This is a genomic window from Viridibacillus sp. NPDC093762 (assembly GCF_050279675.1).
In the GTDB taxonomy this organism is placed as follows: domain Bacteria; phylum Bacillota; class Bacilli; order Bacillales_A; family Planococcaceae; genus Viridibacillus.
Map to the genome: position 1 here is coordinate 65,624 of NZ_JBNNUK010000007.1, position 23,356 is coordinate 88,979.

Below are 23,356 nucleotides of genomic sequence, written 5' to 3' on the forward strand. Positions count from 1 at the left end.
ACTCCTCTATACTCTTTTAATGAGTCCACAACAAGAATAGGACATATTAGGGTATTCTGCAATTGGAATGCTTTTGTCTTTTGCTAATAATAATACATGTTCTAAATCATCAATACATGTGGGATTAATCAGAATTTTCCACGGCACACGACGCAATAATACTCTAGTTGTTTCTCCGATTCCAGGCTTTATGAGATTGGCATCAGGTATTTCCATTTCTTTTTGAATAGCTTCAACAGCTTTCATCCCAAGCCATGTAGGCGTTGTATCTTCCAACAGACGCTCTACCAGAATACTTCGTACTTCATCGGCTATACGCTGAAAATATACCGATATTTTATCAACATATAAATTGGAAACATCGTCGTTTCTTAACTCTTGGTAGAATTTCGCCCCATGAAAATCCCCTTTTGCCAAAAGATTTGCATTTAGAATAGTACGGCTAACCAGCCCTGAAACCGTAGAATTTAAACAAGCAGATGGAATTAAAAAGTCCTCTCTTGTCCCGTATAATGAAGAACAATGACCTGGATCTGCTAGAACCGCTAAGTCGCTGTCAATTTGAGTACCATGCTTTTCATTAAAAATCACACATGATCGATTTAGCTCTTTTGTGATTGCCCCTTTACCTGTCCAACCATCGATAAACTGAATATTAGCATCAAGATGCTTTTCTAAAATATAGCTGATGGCTGTCTCATCGAAACCTTTCCCACGAATAATTGAAATCGAATAGTGTGGGATATTCTCGTTATAGTGTTCTTGCAAGTAACGCTTAATTAATACACCTATAGGAGTACCCGCTCTCGCTAAACTAACAAGTACTAAATTCTTAAGGCCTTTTTTCATATTTATTTGCTCTGCTACAACACCTACTGCAATAGCAATACGCTTTGCATATACAGCTAACGTTTGATGAAATAAGTTTAAATACTCTTCAGAAGGCTGATATTCAATAGGTAACATTTCCGAATAGTGTGTCCCGGATTGAATTAGTCGTTCACGCTCCTCATTACGCATTTCAAGTGATTGCGTACTTAAATCACGTAATAAAAAGACACAGTCATCCGGTTGATAGCTGCCCATTGGATCTGGTATATATTTTAGGTTACTCATTCAGTTCCCTCCCCATAGTTCATCACGAGGATATATATGTGCTTAATATTCACGGTTTCCAGTTGCTCTATTAGCTCTGTTAAAGCAGCTTTATTAGCTATCCTTTCAACTACTAGGAAAAGTTCAGTATATGGATAGGTATCTAAATTATATAAGAAGTTTACAACGCCATTATTCTCTGGACTATCAAATGCCCATTTTTGCGAAATTGTATAACCTTCATCTAGGGAATGGTAAATAGGGCTACGTGTCGATGATTGGAAATAAACGTCTGACCCCATAAATGATGCTATTCGCATTGGGATATACATAAATTCTCCGGTTCCTACTACAAGAGCTGGACCTGTAGTTCGTAATGAAGTGAGTTGTTCTGCCATTTGTAGTAATTGGACATCAAGTTCATGATGCATATCAGCAGTTAAGCTAAATCGACCTGTACCTTGTAAATAAGGCGCATTATTCACTCTTTGTCGCTCGTCTGTAGATGTATATGAAAGGATATTATTTGATTTGGTATCTAGTACTTGAATACGTGCTTTATTTTCTTTAACATTTTCTAGCTTTTGTTCCACTAATTTTGGTGCACCATGTAACTCAAAATGACCTTGCACAATGGATATAAACTGTATAGTGATGCCCCACTCTTGCTCTAACTGATTAAAAATGTCCTGTTTTTCCTGTGGACGCCAATCTAAAATAGACATAACCGTGTAATGCTGAATATGTGGAAAACGATCATTTAACGTCTTAATAATATTAATCACGGTATTACCTGTCGTCATTTCATCATCCACTAAAACGATACGTTGTGCTTGCTCAAAAACCGCTTCATTTGTTGAATAAACACGGTGACTTGTTGCATGTGAGTGTTCTTCTTCAAAACAGATAATCGGATCAAGCTCATTAATCAATTCTCGTGTCGTATGAATATAAGTAGCATTTGAATTAAAGTTACGGAAAACGGCATGTCCTAAAGCCGTAGCAGTTTCAGCAAAACCGATAAAAAGTGTCTGATGTTGTAAGTTTACCGGCATTTTTGTCACTTGCTCAAGCGTTTCTTGTACATCTACTTCACGCCGTAATGCACGAACTACTAGATTTTCTAACTCATGCATTTCTCCATAAGTCTCTTCCATATAACGCATACTTAGTAATGTTCCTACTAATAGCGGCATTTGAGGTTCAACTGCCAAATGTTTCCCAAGTACTTTACTGACAAAAAGAAAGCCTCTCTTTTTATTAATACGCGTTGCCATTTGAAATAAATCCTCTATGTTGAAATGATATGGATTGTTATCTAATGTTACGGTAATTTCATAGTCACCTAAAATAGGTAGTCTTTGTTCATATTGATCCTTTATCAATTCATTCACCATCCATACTTAATAAAAACGTTGCAAAATCAGCTGATTCATTTAAAACGCCAAAGAATTTTGCTCTCATAAGAATTTCTTCTGCCCAAAAACTATGAGGTTTCATCTCGTTCATCTTATTAGCATATTGACTCTTCAGTACTCCTTTAGAACCGTCATTATGCTTCTTTATACTAAGTGCATCCATATATTCTTCATGTGTAACAGCATAGAGCGCATGGACATATCGAATATGTGATGGATGGATAATCGTCTTTCCTACTATTCCATTTTGTTTATCTAACAATACCTCTTTTACTAAACCATCTATATATTTATCTAAAATTGCCTGACGCTCACTAACAGCACCGTTTTTGATAAATGGGGTTTGTCTTAATGATGGTTTTAATACCCGCTCGTGACTAAAGTATTCCCATACAGGTCCAGAAATTACATAGGCATCGGGTTGTCTCTTAAAAACATTGACGATGTCAGCCATACAATCTCTTATTATTGAAACATCATAAATTGTCGAATCTGCACTACGACGAATACCATATATACCACAGAAATCTGTTGCGCCAATACGTACGTTTAAAACGAACTCTCGATACTGATCTAATAACTGTTTAATTGCTAGCAATTTTTCTATTCGATGTTCCTTGTAAATAATATCCGGTGTTTCTAATATTGGCATACCATAAATTTCCAGATTGAATAACTGCTTAGCTTCAGCTAATAAAGAAAAAAATTCTTGTCCTACTTCGACAGTAAACTTAGGGAAAACATACCCCATTAATACCACTTGTCTATGGCCCATTGCTTGCATTAAGCGACGCAATTGCTTAGGATCTCTTACTCTAATGAAAATAAGAGGGATATTCTCTAGTATAGAACTATCTTGTACATACTTTTCATGAAGTCTATCCATAGCCATCACAACTAATTTTTCAGCTTCTTCAACATCATGATCACCAACAGCATCCTCTAAATCTATTACGAGAGAGGTTAAATCATTGTATTTACGATTTTGAATTACCTCGTCTAACTTTGGTAATGTACCGGGCATATATAAGGTTGCACCTAATGAATAAGCTAACTCTTGTGGATTGTCCCATTTCGTAAAATGTTCTGGTGCTCTATAGAAAATTGTATCTAACATATTTTCAAAATGTCTCATATTGTTCTCTCCAACGCTTTAAAATGGCCTTACAAATTAATAGAAAAAGGCATTCTATGAGTCTAAAATTAGTCGACTAATAGAACGCCTTCATGCTTAGTGTTACATATTTCCAAGCTTTTTCTTATTTCTGAAATGTACAATGAATGTACCTAAGAAAGCAACAATTAAGATAAGGAAGAAAGTTGTATTCTCCATGTGGAAACCGAATACACCTGCAAACATTTTAATCGCAATAATAGCGATTAATACAAAGGCTGTCGTCTCCATCTCAGGAACTTTTTCGATTAATGTAAGGAATACACCAGCAATTGTTCTCATCATTATTATTCCCAGAATACCGCCTAGTAATAGGACCCATACTTGGTCAGAAATCGCAAAAGCAGCTAAAATAGAGTCAATAGAAAATGCAATATCCATTAACTCTACTGAAATGACCGTTGCCCAGAATAACCCAAACACACGTACAGTCCAGCTTTCCTTTTTAAACTCTTTCGCTTCGTCATCTTCTCCACCTTTATTTTTGAAGTGAGAATAGACGATCCATCCTAAATACATGGCACCTAGAACTTTAACAATTGAGAATTTAACAAGGTAAACACCAATTCCTATAAATAAAAATCGGAAAATATAAGCACCGAACATTCCATAAAGAAGTGCTTTTTTTCTTTGTTCTGGAGGCAAATGCTTTACTAGTACAGCTAATACAAGTGCATTATCTGCGGATAATAAGCCCTCCATGACAACTAGAGAGCCGATTAACCCCCATGCTTCAGGGCTTTTTAATACTTCCCCCCACATTTCCCAATCGAAGAATTGAGCGTATGTACCCATTATTTCATTGATTATTTCCAAGTGACTTCCTCCGTTAAAAACATATTAAATTGTATGTCGATTAGCAGAACTTATTGTAGTCCATATACGTTTACTAAAGCTCCTAAGCCACCTTGGTAACCTGAACCTACTGCTGCAAATTTCCAATCATTATTGTGACGGTATAACTCACAGAATACTACAGCTGTTTCAATGCTGAAGTCTTCACCTAAATCATATCGCAGTACTTCACTTTGTGAATCTTCATTTAATAAACGTACATAAGCATTTAATACTTGTCCAAAGTTTTGACGACGAGTGTCTGCTTCATGAATTGTAACAGTTACTACGATTTTGTCGATTTGAGGTGAAATTTTGCTTAAATCCACCAGTATTTTCTCATCGTCACCATCACCTGCACCAGTACGGTTATCTCCTGTATGTGTTACGGATTGATCTGCACTAACTAGGTTGTTATAAAAGATAAAATCTTGTTCGTTACGGCATTTGCCAGATGCATCTAATAAAAACACAGATGCATCTAGGTCAAAATCTTGTCCGCCATCAAATTGCTTTACATCCCAACCTAATCCGATTCCTATATTTTTTAAACTAGGATCATTTTTTGTTAAATCAATTCGTTGTCCTTTACTTAGTTGAATAGCCATTCACTAGACACCCTTTCTAAGTTAAATTCATAGAAGTTTAGTTCACATCTAAACCGTAATCATTACAAAGTGCTGTTAATCCACCTTGGTATCCTGCACCAATCGCATTAAATTTCCACTCTGCACCGTGACGATAGATTTCACCAACAACAACCGCTGTTTCTATACTAAAATCTTCACCTAAATCATAACGTACGATTTCTTCATTTGTATCGGCATTCACTACACGAATAAACGCATTTGATACCATACCAAAGTTTTGACGACGAGCTTCAGCATCGTGAATTGTAACTGTAAACGCAACTCTTTCGATAGATGCTGGAATTTGGTTTAATAATACTTTTGACGTTTCATCATCGCCATCTCCCGCACCAGTTAAGTTATCTCCAGAATGCTCAACAGCACCGCCAGCACCTTTAGTATTGTTATAGAAGACAAAATCTTCTGGAGCAGTCACTTTGCCATTAGCACCTAATAAAAATACTGAAGAATCTAAGTCAAAATCTCCGCCACCATCATACTTGTTTGTATCCCATCCTAATCCAACGATTAGATTAGATAAACCAGGGTTTGTTTTTGTTAAATCTACTTTTTGTCCTTTTTGTAACGAAATTGAAGCCATTTGAAATTCCTCCTAAGTTTTAATATTTTATATTACTGAAATCGATTACAAACTTCGCCTAATTTAGCCTCTGTTGTACCATCACCAATGGCACCAAATTTCCACTCACCGTTATGGCGGTAAATCTCACCTGTTATTAGAGTTGTTAAATCAGCATAGTTATCAGATAAATTATATCGAATCAATTCATTCCTAGTATTAGGTTCAAACACACGAATATATGCATTTTGAATCAAACCAAAATGTTGTTTACGTTTTACACAATCATAAATATTAACAACAAACACAAGTTTATCGTAATCTGCTGGCACAGCTTTTAAATCGATTGTAATGACTTCATCATCGCCGTCGCCATCACCTGTTAAATTATCTCCAGAGTGTTGAACAGATCCACATTTACTTTTTAATTTGCCGAAATAAACGACATCTTGACCATCTTTTAAATGACCGTCTTTTAACATTAATACAGAGGCATCACAGTCAACATTACTACCGCTACCTCCGCCACCAAATAGTCCACCTAATAGACCGCCGCTTTTCCCTTGGCTAACTGGGTCCCAGCCTAAACCAACCATTACTCGATTTAAATCCGCTTTACCCTTTGTTAAATCGACTCTTTGACCTTTTTGTAAATTAATGCCCATAGTCATTCACTCCCTATTTTTAAAAAATCCTCACATATTGCAACCTTAATTTGAAAAGAAAATCATTATAAAATCTAAACTCCTTGTATTTGTAATTATATAACAAATATCAAGAATATTAGTAATAATTTCTTTGAATCAAATTAAATTGTATCCCCAGTAATAGATTTACTATTGGGCTATTGCTTCTGTCACAAATTCACCTTGTTATGTAAAGTATTACTCCGTATAGCAATCATCTTATACGACTTAATACTATATACGATTATAACATTAAATGGTTTCATTTTATTTTTCAAATCCTAGATAAATAAAAAGGAAGATTTCTTAATCTGCTGTCGATTAAGAAATCTTCCTTTTTTTATTATTTCATCATTATTTCGTATTATTCGTGCAATTTCCCAGGAAATAGTTGAAAGAAAAATTGTTCAATATAAGAAAATAGATTGCCGGAATCCTTTTTCTGATCTTCTTCTACAATTTCATTCAAATTAAGAGTTTGCTCTTTCCCATTAGCTGTATAATAGAGTATTTGATCAAGTACTTTTAAATTACTCGACTCTTGCTCATTAATCTTCATTTGTTTTGAACCATCTTTATTAATTTTAGTTAAATACCCCTTTTGATCTTTGTTACTAAAATACAACCAATCTTCAGCTTTCACTAAGTATTTTGCATTTGTATTTGTTATTTTATTTTCGTTACCTGTCTTTGTATCTCTAATATAAATACCTCTGCTACCATCTGACTTAGTATAGTAAACCTTGTCTCCAGACTTCACAAAATCTTCGGTATCTCTTATAAAATTATATGTTGTATCCGAAGCCTTTTGATAATCTTCTGTCACCCATCTGTGATCTTCCGCCAATGCTGAATCAGATAACAAGAAATATTTGCTACTTACTTTACCTGCACGATCTGGTGTAGGGTCATTAAAAGTAGAATCAATATGATACCACTTGCCATCTACTTTCACTAAATTCCATGAATGCGCAACTTGATCGACATACCCTACAACATATCTCACATCGATTCCTGCTGCTTGATATAATTTATAAGCCGCTAATGTATAGCCTTGGCAAACCGCTTTTCCTTCTTTAAAAACAGCATAAGCTGAGTGAGCGCTTGCATGAGTATCCGACCCGTACTTTGTATTTAACACAATATAATTATTAATCGCTTTTACTTTGTCAAAATCACTCATCTTTTCAGATATCTCTTCTTTAATGAAACGTTTTACTTGTGCATCTACATACTGCTCTTGACTCTTTGACGTATGATAAGAAAACGTATAGTTTATAATAGCTGAACTTGAATTATATTGATAATGAATATTACTCTCTTTAAAACTACCTGAGAGATAATCATCAGCAGCTAAAAGTTGTTCCACGACTCCATTTATTTGATCCATTTTTTGCGTAATATTGCCCTTATAAGAGATGGTTAACTTCCCGTCATAATTGTGCATAGCCCTAGACACGGCTGTTTTAAGACCTTTAACAGAGGAAACAGTGACTGCGTCTTTTGCAGCAGATACTTCCAAAACCCTATCACTACTACTTGTTAAGGCCAATATCAATATTAAACTAAAAATCGATAGGTACCAATTTACCTTTCTCAAGTCATCATCACATCCTCTACTTCATAAGTCTACAGTCAATGAATATAATCTTCAATTTTTTAATCGAAAAAATTAAAAGAAGGTCATTACAGAAAGTCCTCATTCCCTATTATATTTTAACCATGTTGAAGTATTCCGGAAAAAGAATGCTAAACAGACTATTTTAATTTTGTATTAAATCAACCTGCATTCATTATTATTTCATATTCACCAATCTCAATGACTAATTTATTTTTTCACCATAACTCTGAAATGATAGGTTAATCTGCATTTAAAAGACTTATTGTTTTACTTAGAAAATATCTATAGAAATAGCACTATATAGTTGGGTACTAAATTTTTATTTCATTCCCTCAATTGTAATACCCCCTATTCATGTTAGGACAAGCAAGTCTACGGACTATTTGATATGATAGTAGCAGAATGACGAATGTACTGAGGTGGTCTTGTGCAAGACATAATACAAAAAATGCAATCGCTTGGCTTTAACCAATATGAAGCCAAAGCATATTTGGCATTAGTGCGACTTGGCTCTGCGAGTGCTTATCAAGTAAGTAAGGACTCCGGTATACCACGTGCACGCATATATGAAATTTTAAACGGACTTGAAAAACAAGGACTTGTCTTAAAAGAAGAAATTAATGAAGCTGCGCAATATTCACCGCTTCCTGTTGATGTTTTTTTAGAATCGATGCAGTCGAATTGGCGCACTAATTTTGAATCTATTAGCGAGTCGTTAAAAGAACTTGAAAAAACAGAACCGACACCGGATAATCGTGTAGCAACATTAAAAGGTGCCGAGCATATTCTTTCCTTCTGTCGTACTTTGCTGAAAAAAGCAGAGAAAAAAGCGGTGATTTCTTTTTGGGGAGATATGTATGAAGAGCTACTAGCTGATTTACAAGCAACTTCAGAGAAATGCGGACTAAAAGGCATTGTTTTTGAAATTGAACAGCCCTTACCAGGTTTAGATTATCACCGCATAACTTCTTATACGGAGAATATCGGTCATCAAAAGTGGTTTATCTTATCTATTGATGGTAAAGAAATGATTTACGGTCCATCGATTTTAGAAAGAGATACTGCCTTTTATACCGACGACCCCGTCCATATTTATTTGTTAGAAAACTATATATGGCATGATATTCTCGTCAATCGTCTAGTCAAAAAACAAAACGATGCAGTAGAGAATTGGATTGCAACTGAGAGAGAACAATTTTTTTCAATGTAAACAGAAAGTGACCTTCGCATTTTATTTTGCGAAGGTCATTTTTTATAAAATATGTAAGTAATCTAATACGTTTTTAAGGATTAGAATAACCGTAACAAAAATGAATAATACACGTACATAACTTGCACCTTTTTTAATAGCAAATTTCGAGCCAACAATTGCTCCAACAATCATCGCCAGCCCCATCGGAATGCCGTAAGAAAAATTAACGGCTCCTAGAAATAAGAACATACTAAGTGCCGCAATATTACTAGCAAAATTCAAAAACTTCGCACTGCCTGCAGCTTGTAAAAAATCAAAACCAATCATTAAAAATGCAAAAATAAAAAAAGAACCGGTCCCGGGCCCTAAAAAGCCATCATAAAAACCAATTATTGTCATTACAACCGTAAATATTAGCGCCTTCTTCTTATCTAATTTCGCATAAGTCGACTTTTGACCCCAGTTTTTTTTGAAGATGGTATATGTTGCTACAGCAATTAAGAGTATTAACACAAGTGGTTTCAGCACTTCTGGTGAAATAAAGTGTACAAACCATGCACCTAACATCGAGCCAAAGAAAACAAGTGGGAAGTATTTACCGACTATTTTAAAATCGATTTTTCCAGAACGAAAAAATGAAATAGTACTAGTAAGGGACCCCATAGACCCTGCTAGCTTATTCGTTGCAATGGCTGTAGACGGTGATAATCCAGTAAACATTAGAGCAGGAATAGAAATCAAACCGCCTCCACCAACAACCGAATCAATAAATGCTGCTAAAAAACCAAATGCAACCAACAATAAAAGTGTATACAAGTCCAAATCCATCATGTAAACCATCTCCCTAACTTTCTCCTACAAGATAATTAACGTTACTACTTTAATAGTAACTACACTTCACTACTTTGTAAATAGAGAATAGACTATGATTCTAAACTATTTAAACAACTCTTCAATAAGTTTCGTATACTAAGTTATGGAGAGGAATGATTTAATGATTAACACCTTTTTCACTATCGGGGTTATAGCCATTCTCATTGCTGGTCTTGTGATAGGTGCATGGCAATCGGGAGAAAGGGACCGACGATCCGTTCAAAACATTACACCAGAAGACCGTGCTCTAAGGATGAAAATAAGTACATATAGTTTAGCAGTTGGCGTAATTTGTTTCATAATCGTTTGGGTACTTTGGTATTTTGACATTAAATAAGGTAGTAAGAGCAGCCGCTTTTACTACCTTTTTTTTATTCAATTACTTTGAAATCCATTTTAATTAATACTCCAAAATATTTTGTAAAATGAGGTGTTGAATTAATTTCAGCGCAATTATTTAAAGTAGATAATGCACTTTCAATTAGGAATGCCCGAGGCTCTTCTTTATTCATCAATTCTTCTTGTATAAAATACAGAAGTTTTAAGTACGTTTCTCGTTTAGATTCATCGTTAACGAATATTTTTTCAATTTCTTTCCTTAACCCGAGTGTTGTGAAGGACAATTCATTATCGAAAGAGTCCTCATTATCTCCTTCTGGAAATAGATTATTTACATGCTCCGGAGTGAATAAACGAATTCCTTCTCTACTTATATCTTCTAAAATATTCATCATACGGTCCATACCATACTTAGCAATTTGCTTATCTTGAATTCTCTCACCCAACATTTTACTTGTCTGACGGAAGTTTTGAATTATCCCCATATAAATAATGGCACAGTCAAATGAGTACGCTTGCTTTTCCTCTGGGAGTATATTTAGGAAACGTCCATGTATCCATTTTAAGAACATAAATTTGAAATTCTTAATATATTTTATTAATTCAGGATCATTCGAAACAATTACATCATCTAAAAGTTGTTGTAATTTATTTTGTCGATTGGCCCCAATCATTAAAACTACTTGTTCTACAAATACATCAACATCAGAGATATCTTCACCAATCATTAATTTATCCATGTTCTCTTTTATTTCAGCTATGACTAGTTTAAATACAGCTTTAAAAAGATCGGCTTTCGAAGGGAAATAATTGTAAAAAGATCCTTTAGAAATACCACTGTGATCTAATATTTCTTGTATTGAAGTAGCATGATAACCCTTTTCTATAAATAATTCATGTGTTTTTTCTATAACATGCTTTTTTCGTTTATTCATATATATACTCCTTTAAAATCAACCTTTTATTCCTCATAACTATATCTTAACACAATAAACCATATGTATATTTTTGGACCGACGGTATACTTTTATCTTGATTAATAATAGCAATGGATGTATTATAAATACTTAAAAACTATTAGTTCATTTTTGTACTAATGGTACAAAACGTATTTACGCTTAAAGGGAGATGTTTTCAACATGCAAGAAACACAAACAAAACCTTCGTATGGCCTGTTAATTATTTTAATGACAGGTGCATTCGTAGCTTTACTGAGTAACACATTATTAAATATTGCATTGCCTTCGATTATGAAAGATTTTGACGTAAGCGCAGCAACTGTTCAATGGTTATCAACAGGGTACATGTTAGTGAATGGGATTATGGTTCCTACTACAGCCTTTTTAATAAAAAAATATACCGCTAGAAGATTATTCTTAATAGCAATAGCCTTATTCTCAATTGGTACTCTCATTGGTGGGTTTGCTCCTGCATTCCCTGTTTTATTAACAGCAAGAATGATCCAAGCTTCAGGGGCAGCAATTATGATGCCACTTTTAATGAATGTTATGTTTACAACATTTCCTCCTGAAAAACGTGGTACAGCAATGGGTATGTTCGGGTTAGTAATGATTTTTGCACCAGCAATCGGTCCTACTTTGTCGGGGTGGATTATTCAACATTATGAATGGCCTACGCTATTCTTCTTCATCGCTCCTATTTCAATTTTAGTATTTATTTTAGCATTCTTCAAATTACATGATACAAAAGAGAAAGTAACTGCGACATTAGACTTTTTATCTCTTATTTTCTCTACATTAGGATTTGGTGGTATTTTATACGGCTTCAGTTCAGCTGGTAATAAAGGTTGGGATGATTCATTCGTAATAATCTCACTTGCAATTGGCGTCATTTCACTTATTTGCTTTATTTACCGCCAATTCAAATTAAGCGAACCTATGCTTGATTTAAGAGTTTATAAATATCCTATGTTTGCACTTTCGTCCCTCATTTCTTTCACACTAAATATGGCTATGTTCTCAGCTATGTTGTTAATGCCTATCTATCTACAAAATATTCGTGGCATTTCTCCATTGGATTCAGGTTTACTAATGTTACCTGGCGCAATTGTGATGGGGATTATGTCTCCTATTACTGGTAGATTATTCGATAAATTCGGAGCAAAAATGTTAGCAATCGTTGGTTTAACTATTACAGTTGTTACTACTTTCTTCTTTAGCCAGTTGACTGCTACAACTGAATATTCGCATTTAGTTCTTTTATATACTGTGCGTATGTTTGGGATTTCAATGGTAATGATGCCAGTAATGACAAATGGTTTAAATCAGTTACCTGCAAAATTTACGCCTCATGGTACAGCTATGAATAGTACATTACAACAAGTTTCTGGCGCTGTAGGTGGTTCTCTACTAGTAACAATTATGTCCAACCGCTCGGTTACTCATGGTAAAGAACTATTAGATGTAGCAATCAGTAAATTATCTGCTCCTCCAACAAATGAGGTATTAGCACAGATGAAACAACAGATTATGGCACAAGCAACCATTGAAGGTATTAATGATGCATTTTTAGTATCTGCAGGTGTTGCGATAATAGCAGTCATTCTAGCTTTCTTTATTAAAAGAACGAGTTCAATAGAGAAGACTGAGAAAGTCCCTGTTAAAGAACCTAAAAAGACTGAACCTGTAGGTTAAATTTAATAACTTCTTTTAAGTTGAAAGTTGGAGGAGAGGGGTACATTGTCTGATTGGCAAAGTAATATCAATACGTTTACAAATATTTTTATTTTCTTATTTTTGATTCAATATGTAATCAGCTTTTTTAAGCAAAAACATATACTTACTAATAGAAAAATTCTTGCAAACTGTACGATACTTTCACTTTTAGTCATTTTTTCGTTACCTCTATTAGATTTAGCAGAAATAGAACTTGATTTTATTATAGATTTTCCATTCAGAAATCGATGATAGATAGAATTAAAAGCCCTCTACCTTTACTAGTATTAATTAGTAGATGGTAAAGGGCTTTTTTGTTTAGATCGCCACTCAAGTTTATTCTTCTTTTTTTGGTTTCCAAAGTAATACTTGGTCTTCTTTTTTAGCTCCTTGCAAATAGAGTGCTTTTACATTCGCTAAATTTGAATCTTTTATTTCAAAGTCAAAACCATCCGATTTACCACCTAACAACACGGTTTTCATTCTCAAATAAAATTTATCTTCAATAATATCAAAAGTATAACCCGCATACTTTTTTTGGCTATCTGTAAAGTCTCCTTTTATATGCAAAGTTTGTCCATCAAATACTTCCACTTCGTCAATTTGAATAGCTGATGTATCTGTTATTTTGGCAATGAGTGTATAAATAGCAAAGCTGAAAATTGCTAAAACTAAAACAGACGCTACTAATCCTACTACCGTACTTTTTTTCATCTTGAATCACCCGTTCATTCTGTCATCATTCCATTATATTACAACCTTACCCAAGCTACTATTTTCAAGTCTTATTAATTTTATAGTTTTTTCTATGGAAATATATGATAAGGTTAGTACTGTTATATTTACAACATTTACACTATGGAGGTAATGTAATGAAAAAAATCATTTTTGCAACATTCGCATCAACACTACTACTTGGATTATCTGTTCCCCCTTTAGAAACAGACGCCGCTGCTAAAACATATAAAAACTGCACTGAACTTAACAAAGCGTACAAGGGTGGCATAGCCAAAAATAGTAAAGTGAAAAATATAGGCGGTAAAACTAAATATAAACCAACAGTTTCCTCTAAACTTTATGTTGCCAATAAATCCAAAGACCGTGATAAAGATGGCATTGCATGTGAAAGATAAGCCCTCTTCATAACAAAACAAGCATCTTCCCTTTGTGAAAGATGCTTGTTTTTATTTACTTATACTTTTCGATTGCTCACATTTTTTGCAGTCTGGACATTTGCCGTAGATTTCAAATTTGTGATCATCAATTTCGTATGATGGTAGTTGCTCTTGCAGGAGGTCCATTGGGCAGAGATGAATTTCTTTAATATTGCCACACTCCATACAAATGAAATGGTGATGATGATGTTCCGTTTCACATTGCATGCGGAAGTGACGTTCGCTGGAAAGTTCAGTTTCTTCAAGAATACCTAACTGGACAAATGTAGCAAGATTACGATAGATTGTGTCGTAACTCATACCCGGATAATCTTTTTTCATAACAAGCAGTAGGTCCCGTGCGGTTAAATATTTTTCAGTAGCCGCGAACATATCTAAAATTTGCTCTCGTTTGTCCGTTTTTTTATAGCCATTCTCTTTTAAAATTTCCCATGCTCTAGAAATATTCATACCCGAACTCCTCCTTGTAAATTAAGCGCGTACGCTCATTGCAATCTTCTTACCTAGAATGACGACTAATAAAATCAAAATAGAGATTACAACTATTGTTCCGCCAGGTGCTAGGTCTAAGTAAAAAGCAGATACAAGACCCGCTATTACAGCCGCTTCGCCAAAAATAATCGCATATAATATCGTTTGTTTAAAGCCCTTCGCAATGCGAATACTTGCGGCTACTGGTAACGTCATTAATGATGAAACTAGTAAAATTCCAACAATTCGCATACTAGCAGCAATAACTAGAGCTGTCACAATCATAAATAATAAGTGAATCCATTTCGCAGGCAACCCACTCGCTTTTGCATATTCATCATCAAATGATAAAACGAATAATTCTTTATAAAATAAATAAATAAACGCTATCACTAGCAAAGCTATTACTACAACAATAAATAAATCCTGTCTGCTAACAGCTGATACCGAACCAAATAAATAGCTAAATAAATCGGTACTAAAGCCTTTTGCAAGGGAGATAAAAATCGCACTAATCCCTATGCCACCAGACATAATAATGGGAATTGCTAGCTCCTCATAATGCTTATATAAGCGACGTAATCGTTCAATAAGTATTGAGCCACTGACAGATGCTACAATCCCAAAATAAAGCGGATTAAGTAATGCTAGCCCTGTAAAAGTTTGGCTTAAATATAGGCTACCCGCTATCCCTGCAAGGGTTACATGGCTTAGTGCATCCGCAATTAACGATAATCTTCTAACAACGATGAAAACGCCAAGTAACGGAGCAATTATTCCTATAATAATTCCGGATAAGAATGCATTTTGTAAAAATTCATAATGTAGTATAGATGAAATCATTGCGTCTTCTCCTCTTTGGTATGGTGAATTTTACGGACTGCGTGACCATACCAAGCATTCAATTGATCATCTGATAAAGAATCATAATCGTTCTTGAAGCCATGGAAATGGATTGTTTGATTTAAACAAGCAACATGACTTATGCGATTCGAAACAGTGTCGACATCATGTGTAACTAAAATCATTGTCATTTTATGGTGCTCATTTAAATTTGCGAGCATATCATAAAATGACTGCACATTTTCGTGGTCAATCCCGACCGTCGGCTCATCCAAGATTAATAACTTCGGCTCTGCGACAAGCGCTCTCGCTATAAAGACACGCTGCTGTTGCCCGCCTGACAACTCACCGATATTCCTATTCGCAAAGCCATCCATGCCGACATCTCGTAATGCTTGCATCACTTTATCATTCTGATCAGCTAAGTGGCGCTTAAAAAGACCAATTTTCTTTGTTAAACCACTTGCAACAACTTCCTTAACTGTTGCTGGGAAACCAGAGTTAAATGAGTTTGATTTTTGTGAAACATAACCAATCAACTCGCGTTTTTTAAATGTGTTTGCCGGCTGTCCAAATAATTCAATTTGACCGGAAGTTGGTTTCATCAATCCTAAGATTAGTTTTAACATTGTTGATTTCCCCGAGCCATTTGGTCCGAGTAATGCGAGAAAATCGCCTTGCTCCACTTTTAAAGAAATATTTGATAACACCTGCGTATAGTCATATTGAAATGAAACATTTTTAAGTTCGATTAAAGGCAATTGCGCCATATTCTTCGCTTCTTTCTAATTCAGAATCATTACGATTTACAAAGAATTAGTATAAGTGAAAGATAGAACTTTGTAAAGAACGAATACTTGAAAGGGTGAAAGTATGGATTATATGTCATTAATACAGGAATTCCAAGGCAAATCGGATGAGGAGCTCGCCCTCTATGCAAAAAATTACAAGATTCCATTATCGAAAAAAGAAATTCAAAAGTTGCGCCCACTATTATCGTCCTTTTCCATTCAATGGGTGCTAATGGGGATACCTGATCAAGTAATGCGGGATATCGAAAAAGCCATTGGCAAACAAAAAACAGCAGATTTACTAAAACAGTTTGGTCGCTAAAAATTTGACATCTTCATAATAACAACACAAAAAAGACTTCTCACCTTTTTTGGCGAGAAGTCTTCATCATTTAAATTATTCCCCTCTTAATGCGTCGATTTTTTCGGGCATAAAAGTTTGGTTACGGAACATTTCGATTTCATATTTGTATGGTGCTTTTTTATTTTTTGCATCTGTACCTACAAATGGTGTTTCTAAAATTTTCGGTACATCTTGGAATGCTTCATGATGGACAATGCGGTTTAAGGCATCAAAACCAATATGACCAAAGCCAATATTTTCATGACGGTCCTTTGCTGCACCGCAAACATTTTTACTATCATTGATATGGAGCACTTTGATACGATCGATACCAATCGTTTTATCAAAGTTTTCAAGAACTCCATCAAAATCATTAATAATATCATAGCCTGCATCGTGTGTATGACATGTGTCAAAACATACAGACAGACGTTCGTTGTTTTTTACACCATCGAAAATCTGAGCAAGTTCTTCAAAAGTGCGACCACATTCAGAGCCTTTACCAGCCATCGTTTCAAGAGCGATTTGTACTGGATAATCTTGTGATAGAACTTCATTAAGTCCTTCAATGATTCTTGCTATACCAATTTCAGTACCTGCACCAACATGAGCCCCTGGGTGTAAAACAATTTGTTTTGCACCGATAGCAGCTGTTCGTTCAATCTCTTTTTGTAAGAAGTCGACACCCAGTGCAAACACTTCTGGTTTTGTTGTATTGGCAATATTGATAATATATGGTGCATGGACAACAATATTCGAAAGTCCATGTTCCTTCATGTGCAATAATCCTGCATCAATATTCAACTCTTCAATTGGTTTTCTACGTGTGTTTTGAGGAGCGCCAGTATAGATCATGAAAGTGGATGCCCCGTAGGATGCTGCTTCTTCACTTGAAGCTAGCAGCATTTTTTTGCCGCTCATAGATACGTGTGAGCCAATAAGCATGGTCTGTGGTCCTCCTTACTATTTCTGACGGTTTTTCAAACGACGTTCACGTTTTTTAACCTTATCCATTTCCCATTTCATATTACGTTTATAGCCAGGTTTAACCTTCTTAGGTTTACGTACAAGAGCTTTCGCTTTTTTGTCAATTTCGTTTTCTTTTTTCTCACGATTTTGACGTGCATGACGTTCTTTCATGTCAATCAGTTCGCCGTTTTTAATGTCTTTTGGTTGGAATGGAATACCCATCTTCTCAACGCGTGCAATTGCATCTTCTTCTGATGGTTCGAAAATTGTGATAGCCGTTCCTTTGTTACCAGCACGAGCTGTACGACCTACACGGTGAATGAAGAATTCTAAATCCGTAGGTAATTCGTAGTTAATAACATGGCTGACTCCAGGAATATCGATTCCACGTGCAGCAAGGTCTGTTGCAACGATGTATTGGAATTCCAATTCACGTACTTGTTTCATTACTTTTTTACGGTCACGTGGTGACAGGTCCCCGTGAATACGTCCAGCTTTGACGCCATTATTTGCTAAGAAATCCGCTACATAATTCGCTTGTGAACGCGTGTTAGTGAATATAATAGCTAAATACGGATTGATTGTTTTCATCACTTCAAGTAAACGGCTATTTTTTGATTTACTACGAGTTGATACTAAATAAAAATCTAAATTTTCTGCTACAGGTCGTTTATCATCCATTTTAATATGGACTGGTGAAGACATATATTTTTTCAAAAATGGTTGTAATTTCTCAGGAACTGTTGCTGAGAATACGAACATTTCAAGTGTTTCAGGCATTTGAGAAGCGAATTTATCGATATCCTCGATGAAGCCCATGTCGAATGCAAGGTCTGCTTCATCTACCACAAGCATTGGCGCCGTATATACTAACAAAGCTTTTTCATCAACTAAATCACGGATTCGTCCTGGTGTACCGACAACAATTTGCGGTTGTGTTTTTAGTTTATCGATTGAGCGTTGTTTGTCTGTACCCCCGATGAACAGTTTGGCTTGGATCGATGTTTCTTCGATTAGTTTCTGCAACTCTGCATAAATTTGAGTTGCAAGCTCACGAGTTGGTGCAGCAATTACCGCTTGCACTTCCTCTTTATCTGCACGGATTCGCTCTACGATTGGAATAAGGAAACTATGTGTTTTCCCTGTACCTGTATGCGCTTGACCGATAGCACTCTTTCCTTTTAACACCAAAGGAATTATTTCCTTTTGGATAGGTGTTGGTTCTGTGAAACCTAGTTTCTTAATTGCATCTTGCAAAAAAGGCTGAAAATTGTAATCTGTATATTTGGACATAATTGTCCCTCCTAACTTACTTACCTTATTGTAACATGATTCGTACATTTAGTAGACCATTTGCATATGATATCTATTAATAGTACGTACGTCAATTCAAGGTGACCATTATTTTTAAAATATAATGGTCGTTCTTGACAAAAATGTGCAAATTCCAAGGAGAAAGGAGATCATTAATGCGCTATTCATCATTTTATCCATTTGCGCAAGGTTTATCGCAATCTGGGGGTGCATTAGGTAGCGTAGCCCAGGGCGCTGCTAACATGTTTGGTGGGGGCGCTGCTAACATGTTTGGCGGGGGTGCTGCTAACATGTTTGGTGGGGGTGCTGCGGCTGGACCTGAAGCTGCTGGCATGTTCGGTAGGGCTGCGTCATCTGCTGGACCTGAAGCTGCTGGCATGTTCGGTAGGGCTGCGTCATCTGCTGGACCTGGGGCTGCTGGCATGTTCGGTAGGGCTGCGTCATCTGCTGGACCTGGAGCTGCTGGTATGTTTGGTAGGGGTGCGGCTGGACCTGGGGCTGCTGGCATGTTCGGTAGGGCCGCTGCTGCGGCTGGGCCTGGGGCTTCCGGTGTTGCTAACGCAGCTGGAGCTGTTGGCGGTTTAGCGAAAATGGATCAATATTTAGCCACTGCTGATAAATTTATGTCTACCGCACAACAATTCACTCCAATTTTTAAACAAATGTCACCCATGTTCCAAAACTTACCTGCACTTTATAGATTATACAAAGGTTTTCAATCAATTCCTTCATCTGATGCAGCCGGAGTCGGGGCTGCTGCTGCATCTGCTAGTACAGGAGGGGCTACCAATCGACGGGAATCACGCTCTCCAGATAATGACTTAGATCTTGATGGCGATACGCCAGAACCAAGAACATCCATCCCTAGAACACCTAGACCTTCCACTCCCCGTATATTCCAACCACCATTTATACCATAAATCGTAACCGATTCTTTGAATAAAGGTGGGCTGTCCGTTATAATGGTATTTAACGAGCAATGAAGGGAGTTCGGATCATGCAAGTAACTAAAATCACGCCACGAGGATACTGCTATGGTGTTGTTGATGCCATGGTCATCGCGCGCAACGCTGCATTAGACAAAACATTACCTAGACCTATCTATATTCTTGGAATGATCGTTCATAATAAACATGTAACGGACGCATTTGAACAAGATGGAATTATTACTCTTGATGGTGAAAACCGTAAAGACATTTTAGAAAAAGTAGATAAAGGAACAGTCATTTTCACAGCTCACGGCGTATCGCCTGAAATTCGTGAAATTGCACGTCAAAAAGGCTTAGTGTCAATTGATGCTACATGCCCTGACGTAACTGTAACCCATGACTTAATAGCCGAAAAATCACAAGAAGGCTATGACATTATCTATATTGGAAAAAAAGGACATCCAGAGCCAGAAGGTGCCATTGGTGTTGCTCCTGATCATGTACATTTAGTGCAATCTATTGAAGATATTGACCAATTACAATTAAATCGCGAAAAATTACTTGTAACAAACCAAACGACAATGAGTCAATGGGATGTTGCGCATTTAATGAAGCGTTTGGAAGAAAAATTCCCAAATATCGAAGTGCACAAAGAAATTTGCTTAGCAACTCAAGTTCGCCAAGAAGCTGTTGCTAAACAAGCTGGTGCAACAGATTTATTGATTGTAGTTGGAGATCCAAAAAGTAATAACTCGAACCGTCTAACTCAAGTTTCTGAGGAAATTGCACATACAAGATCTTATCGTATCGCTGACCTTTCTGAATTGAAATTAGAGTGGTTAGAAGGTGTTAAAACTGTAGGTGTCACAGCTGGTGCCTCTACACCAACACCAATCGTTAAGGAAGTAATCAATTTCTTAGACAAATATGACCCTGCGGATCCAGAGACTCATAATATGGAACGCTCTGTCACACTTGATAGAATCTTACCTAAAATTAAAACGCCAAAGCCGGTTGTTAAAATCAATCCATATCCAGCTTCGGAATAATTATGAAAAACCCCTGATGTTGAAAGATTGCATCAGGGGTTTTTTATCGGGTGGGTCGTGTGTGGTTAGTGTTACTTGCGTGGATTTTAGCTCTACTCTCTTCAGCTTTAGCGCTACTCACTCGGCTTTTGGCTCTACTCACTTCAACTTTAGCGCTACTCGCTCGGCTTTTGGCTCTACTCTCTTCAGCTTTAGCGCTACTCACTCGGCTTTTGGCTCTACTCACTTCAACTTTAGCGCTACTCACTCGGCTTTTAGCTCTACTCACTTCAACTTTAGCGATACTCACTCGGCTTTTAGCTCTACTCACTTCAACTTTGGCGCTACTCACTCGGCTTTTAGCTCTACTCACTTCGACTTTGGTGCTACTCACTCGGCTTTTAGCTCTACTCACTTCGACTTTGGCACTACTGGCGTTCTCCAAGTAATTTTTAGCTCTACTCTCCCTCTCTTAATCCCACGTAATAAAAAAACTCCTGCCAAATCTATTTTTGGCAGGAGTTACTATTCATTTATTACTTTAAATCAAACGAATTGGAATGGTTCTGTTGAGATTTTAGATGGGATAAATTCACAATTTAGTTTTTGTAGTTGGCATAGGTTTTGCATTTTATTAGCTACGCCTACCTTCATAATGCTTTCGACATGATGGCCGGGGTCTACAATTTGAAGCCCTATTGCTTCTGCATCTTGTGCGACGTGGAAATACATGTCACCCGTTACATAAACATCTGCTCCAGCACGTTTAGCTGCATGAATGTATTTATTACCATCTCCACCAAGCACGGCTATTTTCGAAACAGTTGATGTAAGATTTCCTACTACTCGAACAGCAGGAACTTGTAAGGATACTTTCACATGCTCAGCAAATTGTTTAAGTGTCATAGATGATGGTAGTTTACCAATACGACCAAGTCCCATTTCTTTCGCTGCTGTCTCTAGTGGAATAACATCATAGGCTGGTTCTTCATATGGATGGCTATTTAGCATTGCTCGAAGTACTTTGTTTTTGATAGACTTAGGCACAACGACTTCGATTTTCACTTCTTGTTCGACGTGTAATTCTCCTACTTCACCCGTGAAGGGTGTTGCTCCTGCAAGCGCTCTGAAACGTCCTTCTCCTTGCATTGTGTAGCTACATGAGTCGTAGTTTCCAATTTGTCCTGCTCCAGCTTTAGCAAGTGTCTCTCGAAGTTGATCTGCATGTTCGACTGGTACAAAGATAGCTAGTTTAATCATTTGTTCACTATATGTTGGTACTAGTACCTCATAATTTTGTAAGCCCAGTGCTTCAGCAAGTAAATCGTTTACACCGCCTTCAGCAACATCCAAATTTGTGTGGGCAGCATAAACTGCAATATCATTTTTGATTAATTTTTCGAAAAGCTGTCCTTGTGGTGTGTCTGTTCGAAGAGTTGAGAGCTTTCGGAAAATAGGTGGGTGATGAGCAATGATAAGTTCACAGCCAGCTGAAATAGCTTCATCTACAACTACTTCGTTGACATCAAGAGTTACTAATACTTTTGTGACAGGTTTGTTAAGGTTACCGACGTGAAGACCTATTGGATCATTGTCCATTGCAGCTAATTTTTTTGGAGACCAACTTTCGAACAGCTGAATGATTTCTTGACCATTGGTTTTTTTCATCGCTTCAGTACCTCCCTAACTGCTTCAATTAAATGTGCTAGCTCAGCTGATTTTGCTAAGATTTCTGGTGTTTGCTCAGCTTTTTGTAAGGCTTCTCGAACGTGTCCCCATTGTTCAACTTCTCTTGTCCATTTACCATGGAAGACGTCAGAGCTCTGTTGTTTCAATACTGGACCTAATAGCTTTTCAAGTTCACTTAAATTCATCTCTCCTCGTTCTAATACAAGGATTTCATAAATTTTCTCGTCCTCTAATAGGATTACCTCATCGATAATTTTCCAACTATTTTGTAATGCCCATTCACGGATGACTTTTGCGTGTATATTTGGCTGTAGAATTAGGCGCTCGGCCCCCTCTAATGCCTGGGGATGCTTTTCTAAAATAGACGTGATTAGTGGCCCGCCCATACCTGCAATTGTAATGGCAGTAACGCCATCCCCTGGTTCGATAGCTGCAAGACCGTCTGCAAGTCTTACAGTAATTTTATTTGTTAATTGTTCTTTTTGGACTTCGTGGCATGCTGAATCATAAGGCCCATTTACTACTTCGCCAGCAATAGCGCTCTTTGCGATATTGTTATGTACGAGATAGCAAGGTAAATATGCATGATCACTACCAATATCTGCTACAATAGCGTCTTGTGGAACGAATTTTGCAACGGTTTCTAGTCGTTTTGATAGTTTTTGTGCGTTCATGGCAGAAGCCTCCT

Annotated in this window: 25 protein-coding genes; 7 read left to right on the forward strand and 18 right to left on the reverse strand. The window is 36.5% G+C overall.

The genetic code is table 11. The features are described 5' to 3' along the window. Window positions 1–6 precede the first annotated feature (6 nt). From ACQKM9_RS10885 to ACQKM9_RS10920, 8 genes are all read right to left on the reverse strand, one after another. Window positions 7–1,116 carry a cysteine protease StiP family protein gene (locus ACQKM9_RS10885; protein WP_427734379.1) on the reverse strand — a complete coding sequence of 370 codons (1,110 nt, stop codon included), beginning with the start codon at window positions 1,114–1,116 and terminating at the stop codon, window positions 7–9. Then, entirely contained in the window at window positions 1,113–2,492 is a 1,380-nt protein-coding gene (locus ACQKM9_RS10890) for a phosphoribosyltransferase family protein (RefSeq protein ID WP_427734380.1), read from the reverse strand. The genes ACQKM9_RS10885 and ACQKM9_RS10890 overlap by 4 nt, the downstream gene beginning before the upstream one ends. Next, the gene (locus tag ACQKM9_RS10895; protein ID WP_427734381.1) at window positions 2,482–3,648 is read right to left on the reverse strand and encodes an HpcH/HpaI aldolase/citrate lyase family protein; all 1,167 of its coding nucleotides are present in this window, start codon (window positions 3,646–3,648) and stop codon (window positions 2,482–2,484) included. The genes ACQKM9_RS10890 and ACQKM9_RS10895 overlap by 11 nt, the downstream gene beginning before the upstream one ends. A gap of 102 nt (window positions 3,649–3,750) precedes the next feature. Then, window positions 3,751–4,503: a TerC family protein gene (locus ACQKM9_RS10900; protein WP_427734382.1), complete on the reverse strand. Its 753-nt coding sequence runs from the start codon at window positions 4,501–4,503 to the stop codon at window positions 3,751–3,753. 50 nt (window positions 4,504–4,553) lie between these two features. Next, entirely contained in the window at window positions 4,554–5,129 is a 576-nt protein-coding gene (locus ACQKM9_RS10905; RefSeq protein WP_427734383.1) for a TerD family protein, read from the reverse strand. 37 nt (window positions 5,130–5,166) lie between these two features. After that, window positions 5,167–5,751 carry a TerD family protein gene (locus ACQKM9_RS10910; RefSeq protein WP_427734384.1) on the reverse strand — a complete coding sequence of 195 codons (585 nt, stop codon included), beginning with the start codon at window positions 5,749–5,751 and terminating at the stop codon, window positions 5,167–5,169. A gap of 32 nt (window positions 5,752–5,783) precedes the next feature. After that, window positions 5,784–6,395: a TerD family protein gene (locus ACQKM9_RS10915; protein WP_427734385.1), complete on the reverse strand. Its 612-nt coding sequence runs from the start codon at window positions 6,393–6,395 to the stop codon at window positions 5,784–5,786. Between the two features lie 385 nt (window positions 6,396–6,780). After that, window positions 6,781–8,016, reverse strand: coding sequence for a transglutaminase domain-containing protein (locus ACQKM9_RS10920; RefSeq protein WP_427734386.1), 1,236 nt, complete (start codon window positions 8,014–8,016; stop codon window positions 6,781–6,783). Window positions 8,017–8,464: 448 nt separating this feature from the next. Between ACQKM9_RS10920 and ACQKM9_RS10925 the strand changes: the two genes are divergently transcribed. Further along, a complete protein-coding gene (locus tag ACQKM9_RS10925; RefSeq protein WP_427734387.1) occupies window positions 8,465–9,247 on the forward strand; it encodes a TrmB family transcriptional regulator in 783 nt (260 codons plus the stop codon). A gap of 42 nt (window positions 9,248–9,289) precedes the next feature. Here ACQKM9_RS10925 and ACQKM9_RS10930 read toward each other — a convergent pair whose 3' ends face one another. Further along, window positions 9,290–10,060: a sulfite exporter TauE/SafE family protein gene (locus ACQKM9_RS10930; RefSeq protein WP_427734388.1), complete on the reverse strand. Its 771-nt coding sequence runs from the start codon at window positions 10,058–10,060 to the stop codon at window positions 9,290–9,292. 163 nt (window positions 10,061–10,223) lie between these two features. Here ACQKM9_RS10930 and ACQKM9_RS10935 point away from each other — a divergent pair, with 163 nt between their 5' ends. Continuing rightward, entirely contained in the window at window positions 10,224–10,439 is a 216-nt protein-coding gene (locus ACQKM9_RS10935; protein ID WP_427734389.1) for a DUF5316 family protein, read from the forward strand. 34 nt (window positions 10,440–10,473) lie between these two features. Here the strand turns inward: ACQKM9_RS10935 and ACQKM9_RS10940 are convergent, their stop codons facing one another. Then, window positions 10,474–11,376 (reverse strand): TetR/AcrR family transcriptional regulator, encoded by a 903-nt coding sequence (locus ACQKM9_RS10940; protein ID WP_427734390.1) that lies wholly within the window; start codon window positions 11,374–11,376, stop codon window positions 10,474–10,476. A gap of 204 nt (window positions 11,377–11,580) precedes the next feature. On the opposite strand from ACQKM9_RS10940, the gene ACQKM9_RS10945 reads away from it, so the two are divergent. After that, on the forward strand, window positions 11,581–13,095 hold the full coding sequence (locus ACQKM9_RS10945; RefSeq protein WP_427734391.1) for a DHA2 family efflux MFS transporter permease subunit: 1,515 nt from the start codon (window positions 11,581–11,583) through the stop codon (window positions 13,093–13,095). A gap of 357 nt (window positions 13,096–13,452) precedes the next feature. Here ACQKM9_RS10945 and ACQKM9_RS10950 read toward each other — a convergent pair whose 3' ends face one another. Then, the gene (locus ACQKM9_RS10950) at window positions 13,453–13,830 is read right to left on the reverse strand and encodes a hypothetical protein (RefSeq protein ID WP_427734392.1); all 378 of its coding nucleotides are present in this window, start codon (window positions 13,828–13,830) and stop codon (window positions 13,453–13,455) included. A 158-nt stretch (window positions 13,831–13,988) separates the two neighbouring features. On the opposite strand from ACQKM9_RS10950, the gene ACQKM9_RS10955 reads away from it, so the two are divergent. Continuing rightward, on the forward strand, window positions 13,989–14,249 hold the full coding sequence (locus ACQKM9_RS10955) for an excalibur calcium-binding domain-containing protein (protein WP_427734393.1): 261 nt from the start codon (window positions 13,989–13,991) through the stop codon (window positions 14,247–14,249). A gap of 51 nt (window positions 14,250–14,300) precedes the next feature. On the opposite strand, the gene ACQKM9_RS10960 is transcribed toward ACQKM9_RS10955, so the two are convergent. From ACQKM9_RS10960 to ACQKM9_RS10970, 3 genes are read right to left on the reverse strand one after another with little or no spacing between them, the layout of a single operon-like run. Beyond that, window positions 14,301–14,741 carry a Fur family transcriptional regulator gene (locus ACQKM9_RS10960; protein WP_427734394.1) on the reverse strand — a complete coding sequence of 147 codons (441 nt, stop codon included), beginning with the start codon at window positions 14,739–14,741 and terminating at the stop codon, window positions 14,301–14,303. A gap of 21 nt (window positions 14,742–14,762) precedes the next feature. Beyond that, window positions 14,763–15,605, reverse strand: a complete 843-nt coding sequence (locus ACQKM9_RS10965) for a metal ABC transporter permease (protein WP_427734395.1) — start codon at window positions 15,603–15,605, stop codon at window positions 14,763–14,765. Beyond that, window positions 15,602–16,375, reverse strand: coding sequence for a metal ABC transporter ATP-binding protein (locus tag ACQKM9_RS10970; RefSeq protein ID WP_427734396.1), 774 nt, complete (start codon window positions 16,373–16,375; stop codon window positions 15,602–15,604). The genes ACQKM9_RS10965 and ACQKM9_RS10970 overlap by 4 nt, the downstream gene beginning before the upstream one ends. Window positions 16,376–16,487: 112 nt before the next feature. Here ACQKM9_RS10970 and ACQKM9_RS10975 point away from each other — a divergent pair, with 112 nt between their 5' ends. Then, the gene (locus ACQKM9_RS10975; protein WP_193740480.1) at window positions 16,488–16,718 is read left to right on the forward strand and encodes a hypothetical protein; all 231 of its coding nucleotides are present in this window, start codon (window positions 16,488–16,490) and stop codon (window positions 16,716–16,718) included. Between the two features lie 75 nt (window positions 16,719–16,793). Here the strand turns inward: ACQKM9_RS10975 and ACQKM9_RS10980 are convergent, their stop codons facing one another. Next, window positions 16,794–17,684: a deoxyribonuclease IV gene (locus ACQKM9_RS10980; RefSeq protein ID WP_427734397.1), complete on the reverse strand. Its 891-nt coding sequence runs from the start codon at window positions 17,682–17,684 to the stop codon at window positions 16,794–16,796. Between the two features lie 18 nt (window positions 17,685–17,702). After that, window positions 17,703–19,001 (reverse strand): DEAD/DEAH box helicase, encoded by a 1,299-nt coding sequence (locus ACQKM9_RS10985; protein WP_427734398.1) that lies wholly within the window; start codon window positions 18,999–19,001, stop codon window positions 17,703–17,705. A 176-nt stretch (window positions 19,002–19,177) separates the two neighbouring features. Between ACQKM9_RS10985 and ACQKM9_RS10990 the strand changes: the two genes are divergently transcribed. Beyond that, a complete protein-coding gene (locus ACQKM9_RS10990; protein ID WP_427734399.1) occupies window positions 19,178–19,942 on the forward strand; it encodes a hypothetical protein in 765 nt (254 codons plus the stop codon). Window positions 19,943–20,019: 77 nt separating this feature from the next. Continuing rightward, a complete protein-coding gene (locus ACQKM9_RS10995; RefSeq protein WP_427734400.1) occupies window positions 20,020–21,000 on the forward strand; it encodes a 4-hydroxy-3-methylbut-2-enyl diphosphate reductase in 981 nt (326 codons plus the stop codon). A gap of 525 nt (window positions 21,001–21,525) precedes the next feature. Here the strand turns inward: ACQKM9_RS10995 and ACQKM9_RS11000 are convergent. Both ACQKM9_RS11000 and ACQKM9_RS11005 read right to left on the reverse strand, forming a co-directional pair. Next, complete coding sequence (locus ACQKM9_RS11000) at window positions 21,526–22,647, reverse strand: Nif3-like dinuclear metal center hexameric protein (protein WP_427734401.1); 1,122 nt, start codon at window positions 22,645–22,647, stop codon at window positions 21,526–21,528. Next, complete coding sequence (locus ACQKM9_RS11005) at window positions 22,644–23,342, reverse strand: tRNA (adenine(22)-N(1))-methyltransferase (RefSeq protein ID WP_427734402.1); 699 nt, start codon at window positions 23,340–23,342, stop codon at window positions 22,644–22,646. Before ACQKM9_RS11005 ends, ACQKM9_RS11000 begins: the two co-directional genes overlap by 4 nt. Window positions 23,343–23,356 lie beyond the last annotated feature (14 nt).

What these genes read in the sequence shown, in the direction of transcription:
- ACQKM9_RS10885 (WP_427734379.1), bottom strand. Translation starts at nt 1,116, where the DNA reads ATGAGTAACCTAAAATATATACCAGATCCAATGGGCAGCTATCAACCG.
- ACQKM9_RS10890 (WP_427734380.1), bottom strand. Translation starts at nt 2,492, where the DNA reads ATGGTGAATGAATTGATAAAGGATCAATATGAACAAAGACTACCTATT.
- ACQKM9_RS10895 (WP_427734381.1), bottom strand. Translation starts at nt 3,648, where the DNA reads ATGAGACATTTTGAAAATATGTTAGATACAATTTTCTATAGAGCACCA.
- ACQKM9_RS10905 (WP_427734383.1), bottom strand. Translation starts at nt 5,129, where the DNA reads ATGGCTATTCAACTAAGTAAAGGACAACGAATTGATTTAACAAAAAAT.
- ACQKM9_RS10910 (WP_427734384.1), bottom strand. Translation starts at nt 5,751, where the DNA reads ATGGCTTCAATTTCGTTACAAAAAGGACAAAAAGTAGATTTAACAAAA.
- ACQKM9_RS10915 (WP_427734385.1), bottom strand. Translation starts at nt 6,395, where the DNA reads ATGGGCATTAATTTACAAAAAGGTCAAAGAGTCGATTTAACAAAGGGT.
- ACQKM9_RS10930 (WP_427734388.1), bottom strand. Translation starts at nt 10,060, where the DNA reads ATGATGGATTTGGACTTGTATACACTTTTATTGTTGGTTGCATTTGGT.
- ACQKM9_RS10935 (WP_427734389.1), top strand. Translation starts at nt 10,224, where the DNA reads ATGATTAACACCTTTTTCACTATCGGGGTTATAGCCATTCTCATTGCT.
- ACQKM9_RS10940 (WP_427734390.1), bottom strand. Translation starts at nt 11,376, where the DNA reads ATGAATAAACGAAAAAAGCATGTTATAGAAAAAACACATGAATTATTT.
- ACQKM9_RS10945 (WP_427734391.1), top strand. Translation starts at nt 11,581, where the DNA reads ATGCAAGAAACACAAACAAAACCTTCGTATGGCCTGTTAATTATTTTA.
- ACQKM9_RS10950 (WP_427734392.1), bottom strand. Translation starts at nt 13,830, where the DNA reads ATGAAAAAAAGTACGGTAGTAGGATTAGTAGCGTCTGTTTTAGTTTTA.
- ACQKM9_RS10955 (WP_427734393.1), top strand. Translation starts at nt 13,989, where the DNA reads ATGAAAAAAATCATTTTTGCAACATTCGCATCAACACTACTACTTGGA.
- ACQKM9_RS10960 (WP_427734394.1), bottom strand. Translation starts at nt 14,741, where the DNA reads ATGAATATTTCTAGAGCATGGGAAATTTTAAAAGAGAATGGCTATAAA.
- ACQKM9_RS10965 (WP_427734395.1), bottom strand. Translation starts at nt 15,605, where the DNA reads ATGATTTCATCTATACTACATTATGAATTTTTACAAAATGCATTCTTA.
- ACQKM9_RS10970 (WP_427734396.1), bottom strand. Translation starts at nt 16,375, where the DNA reads ATGGCGCAATTGCCTTTAATCGAACTTAAAAATGTTTCATTTCAATAT.
- ACQKM9_RS10975 (WP_193740480.1), top strand. Translation starts at nt 16,488, where the DNA reads ATGTCATTAATACAGGAATTCCAAGGCAAATCGGATGAGGAGCTCGCC.
- ACQKM9_RS10980 (WP_427734397.1), bottom strand. Translation starts at nt 17,684, where the DNA reads ATGCTTATTGGCTCACACGTATCTATGAGCGGCAAAAAAATGCTGCTA.
- ACQKM9_RS10985 (WP_427734398.1), bottom strand. Translation starts at nt 19,001, where the DNA reads ATGTCCAAATATACAGATTACAATTTTCAGCCTTTTTTGCAAGATGCA.
- ACQKM9_RS10990 (WP_427734399.1), top strand. Translation starts at nt 19,178, where the DNA reads ATGCGCTATTCATCATTTTATCCATTTGCGCAAGGTTTATCGCAATCT.
- ACQKM9_RS10995 (WP_427734400.1), top strand. Translation starts at nt 20,020, where the DNA reads ATGCAAGTAACTAAAATCACGCCACGAGGATACTGCTATGGTGTTGTT.
- ACQKM9_RS11000 (WP_427734401.1), bottom strand. Translation starts at nt 22,647, where the DNA reads ATGAAAAAAACCAATGGTCAAGAAATCATTCAGCTGTTCGAAAGTTGG.
- ACQKM9_RS11005 (WP_427734402.1), bottom strand. Translation starts at nt 23,342, where the DNA reads ATGAACGCACAAAAACTATCAAAACGACTAGAAACCGTTGCAAAATTC.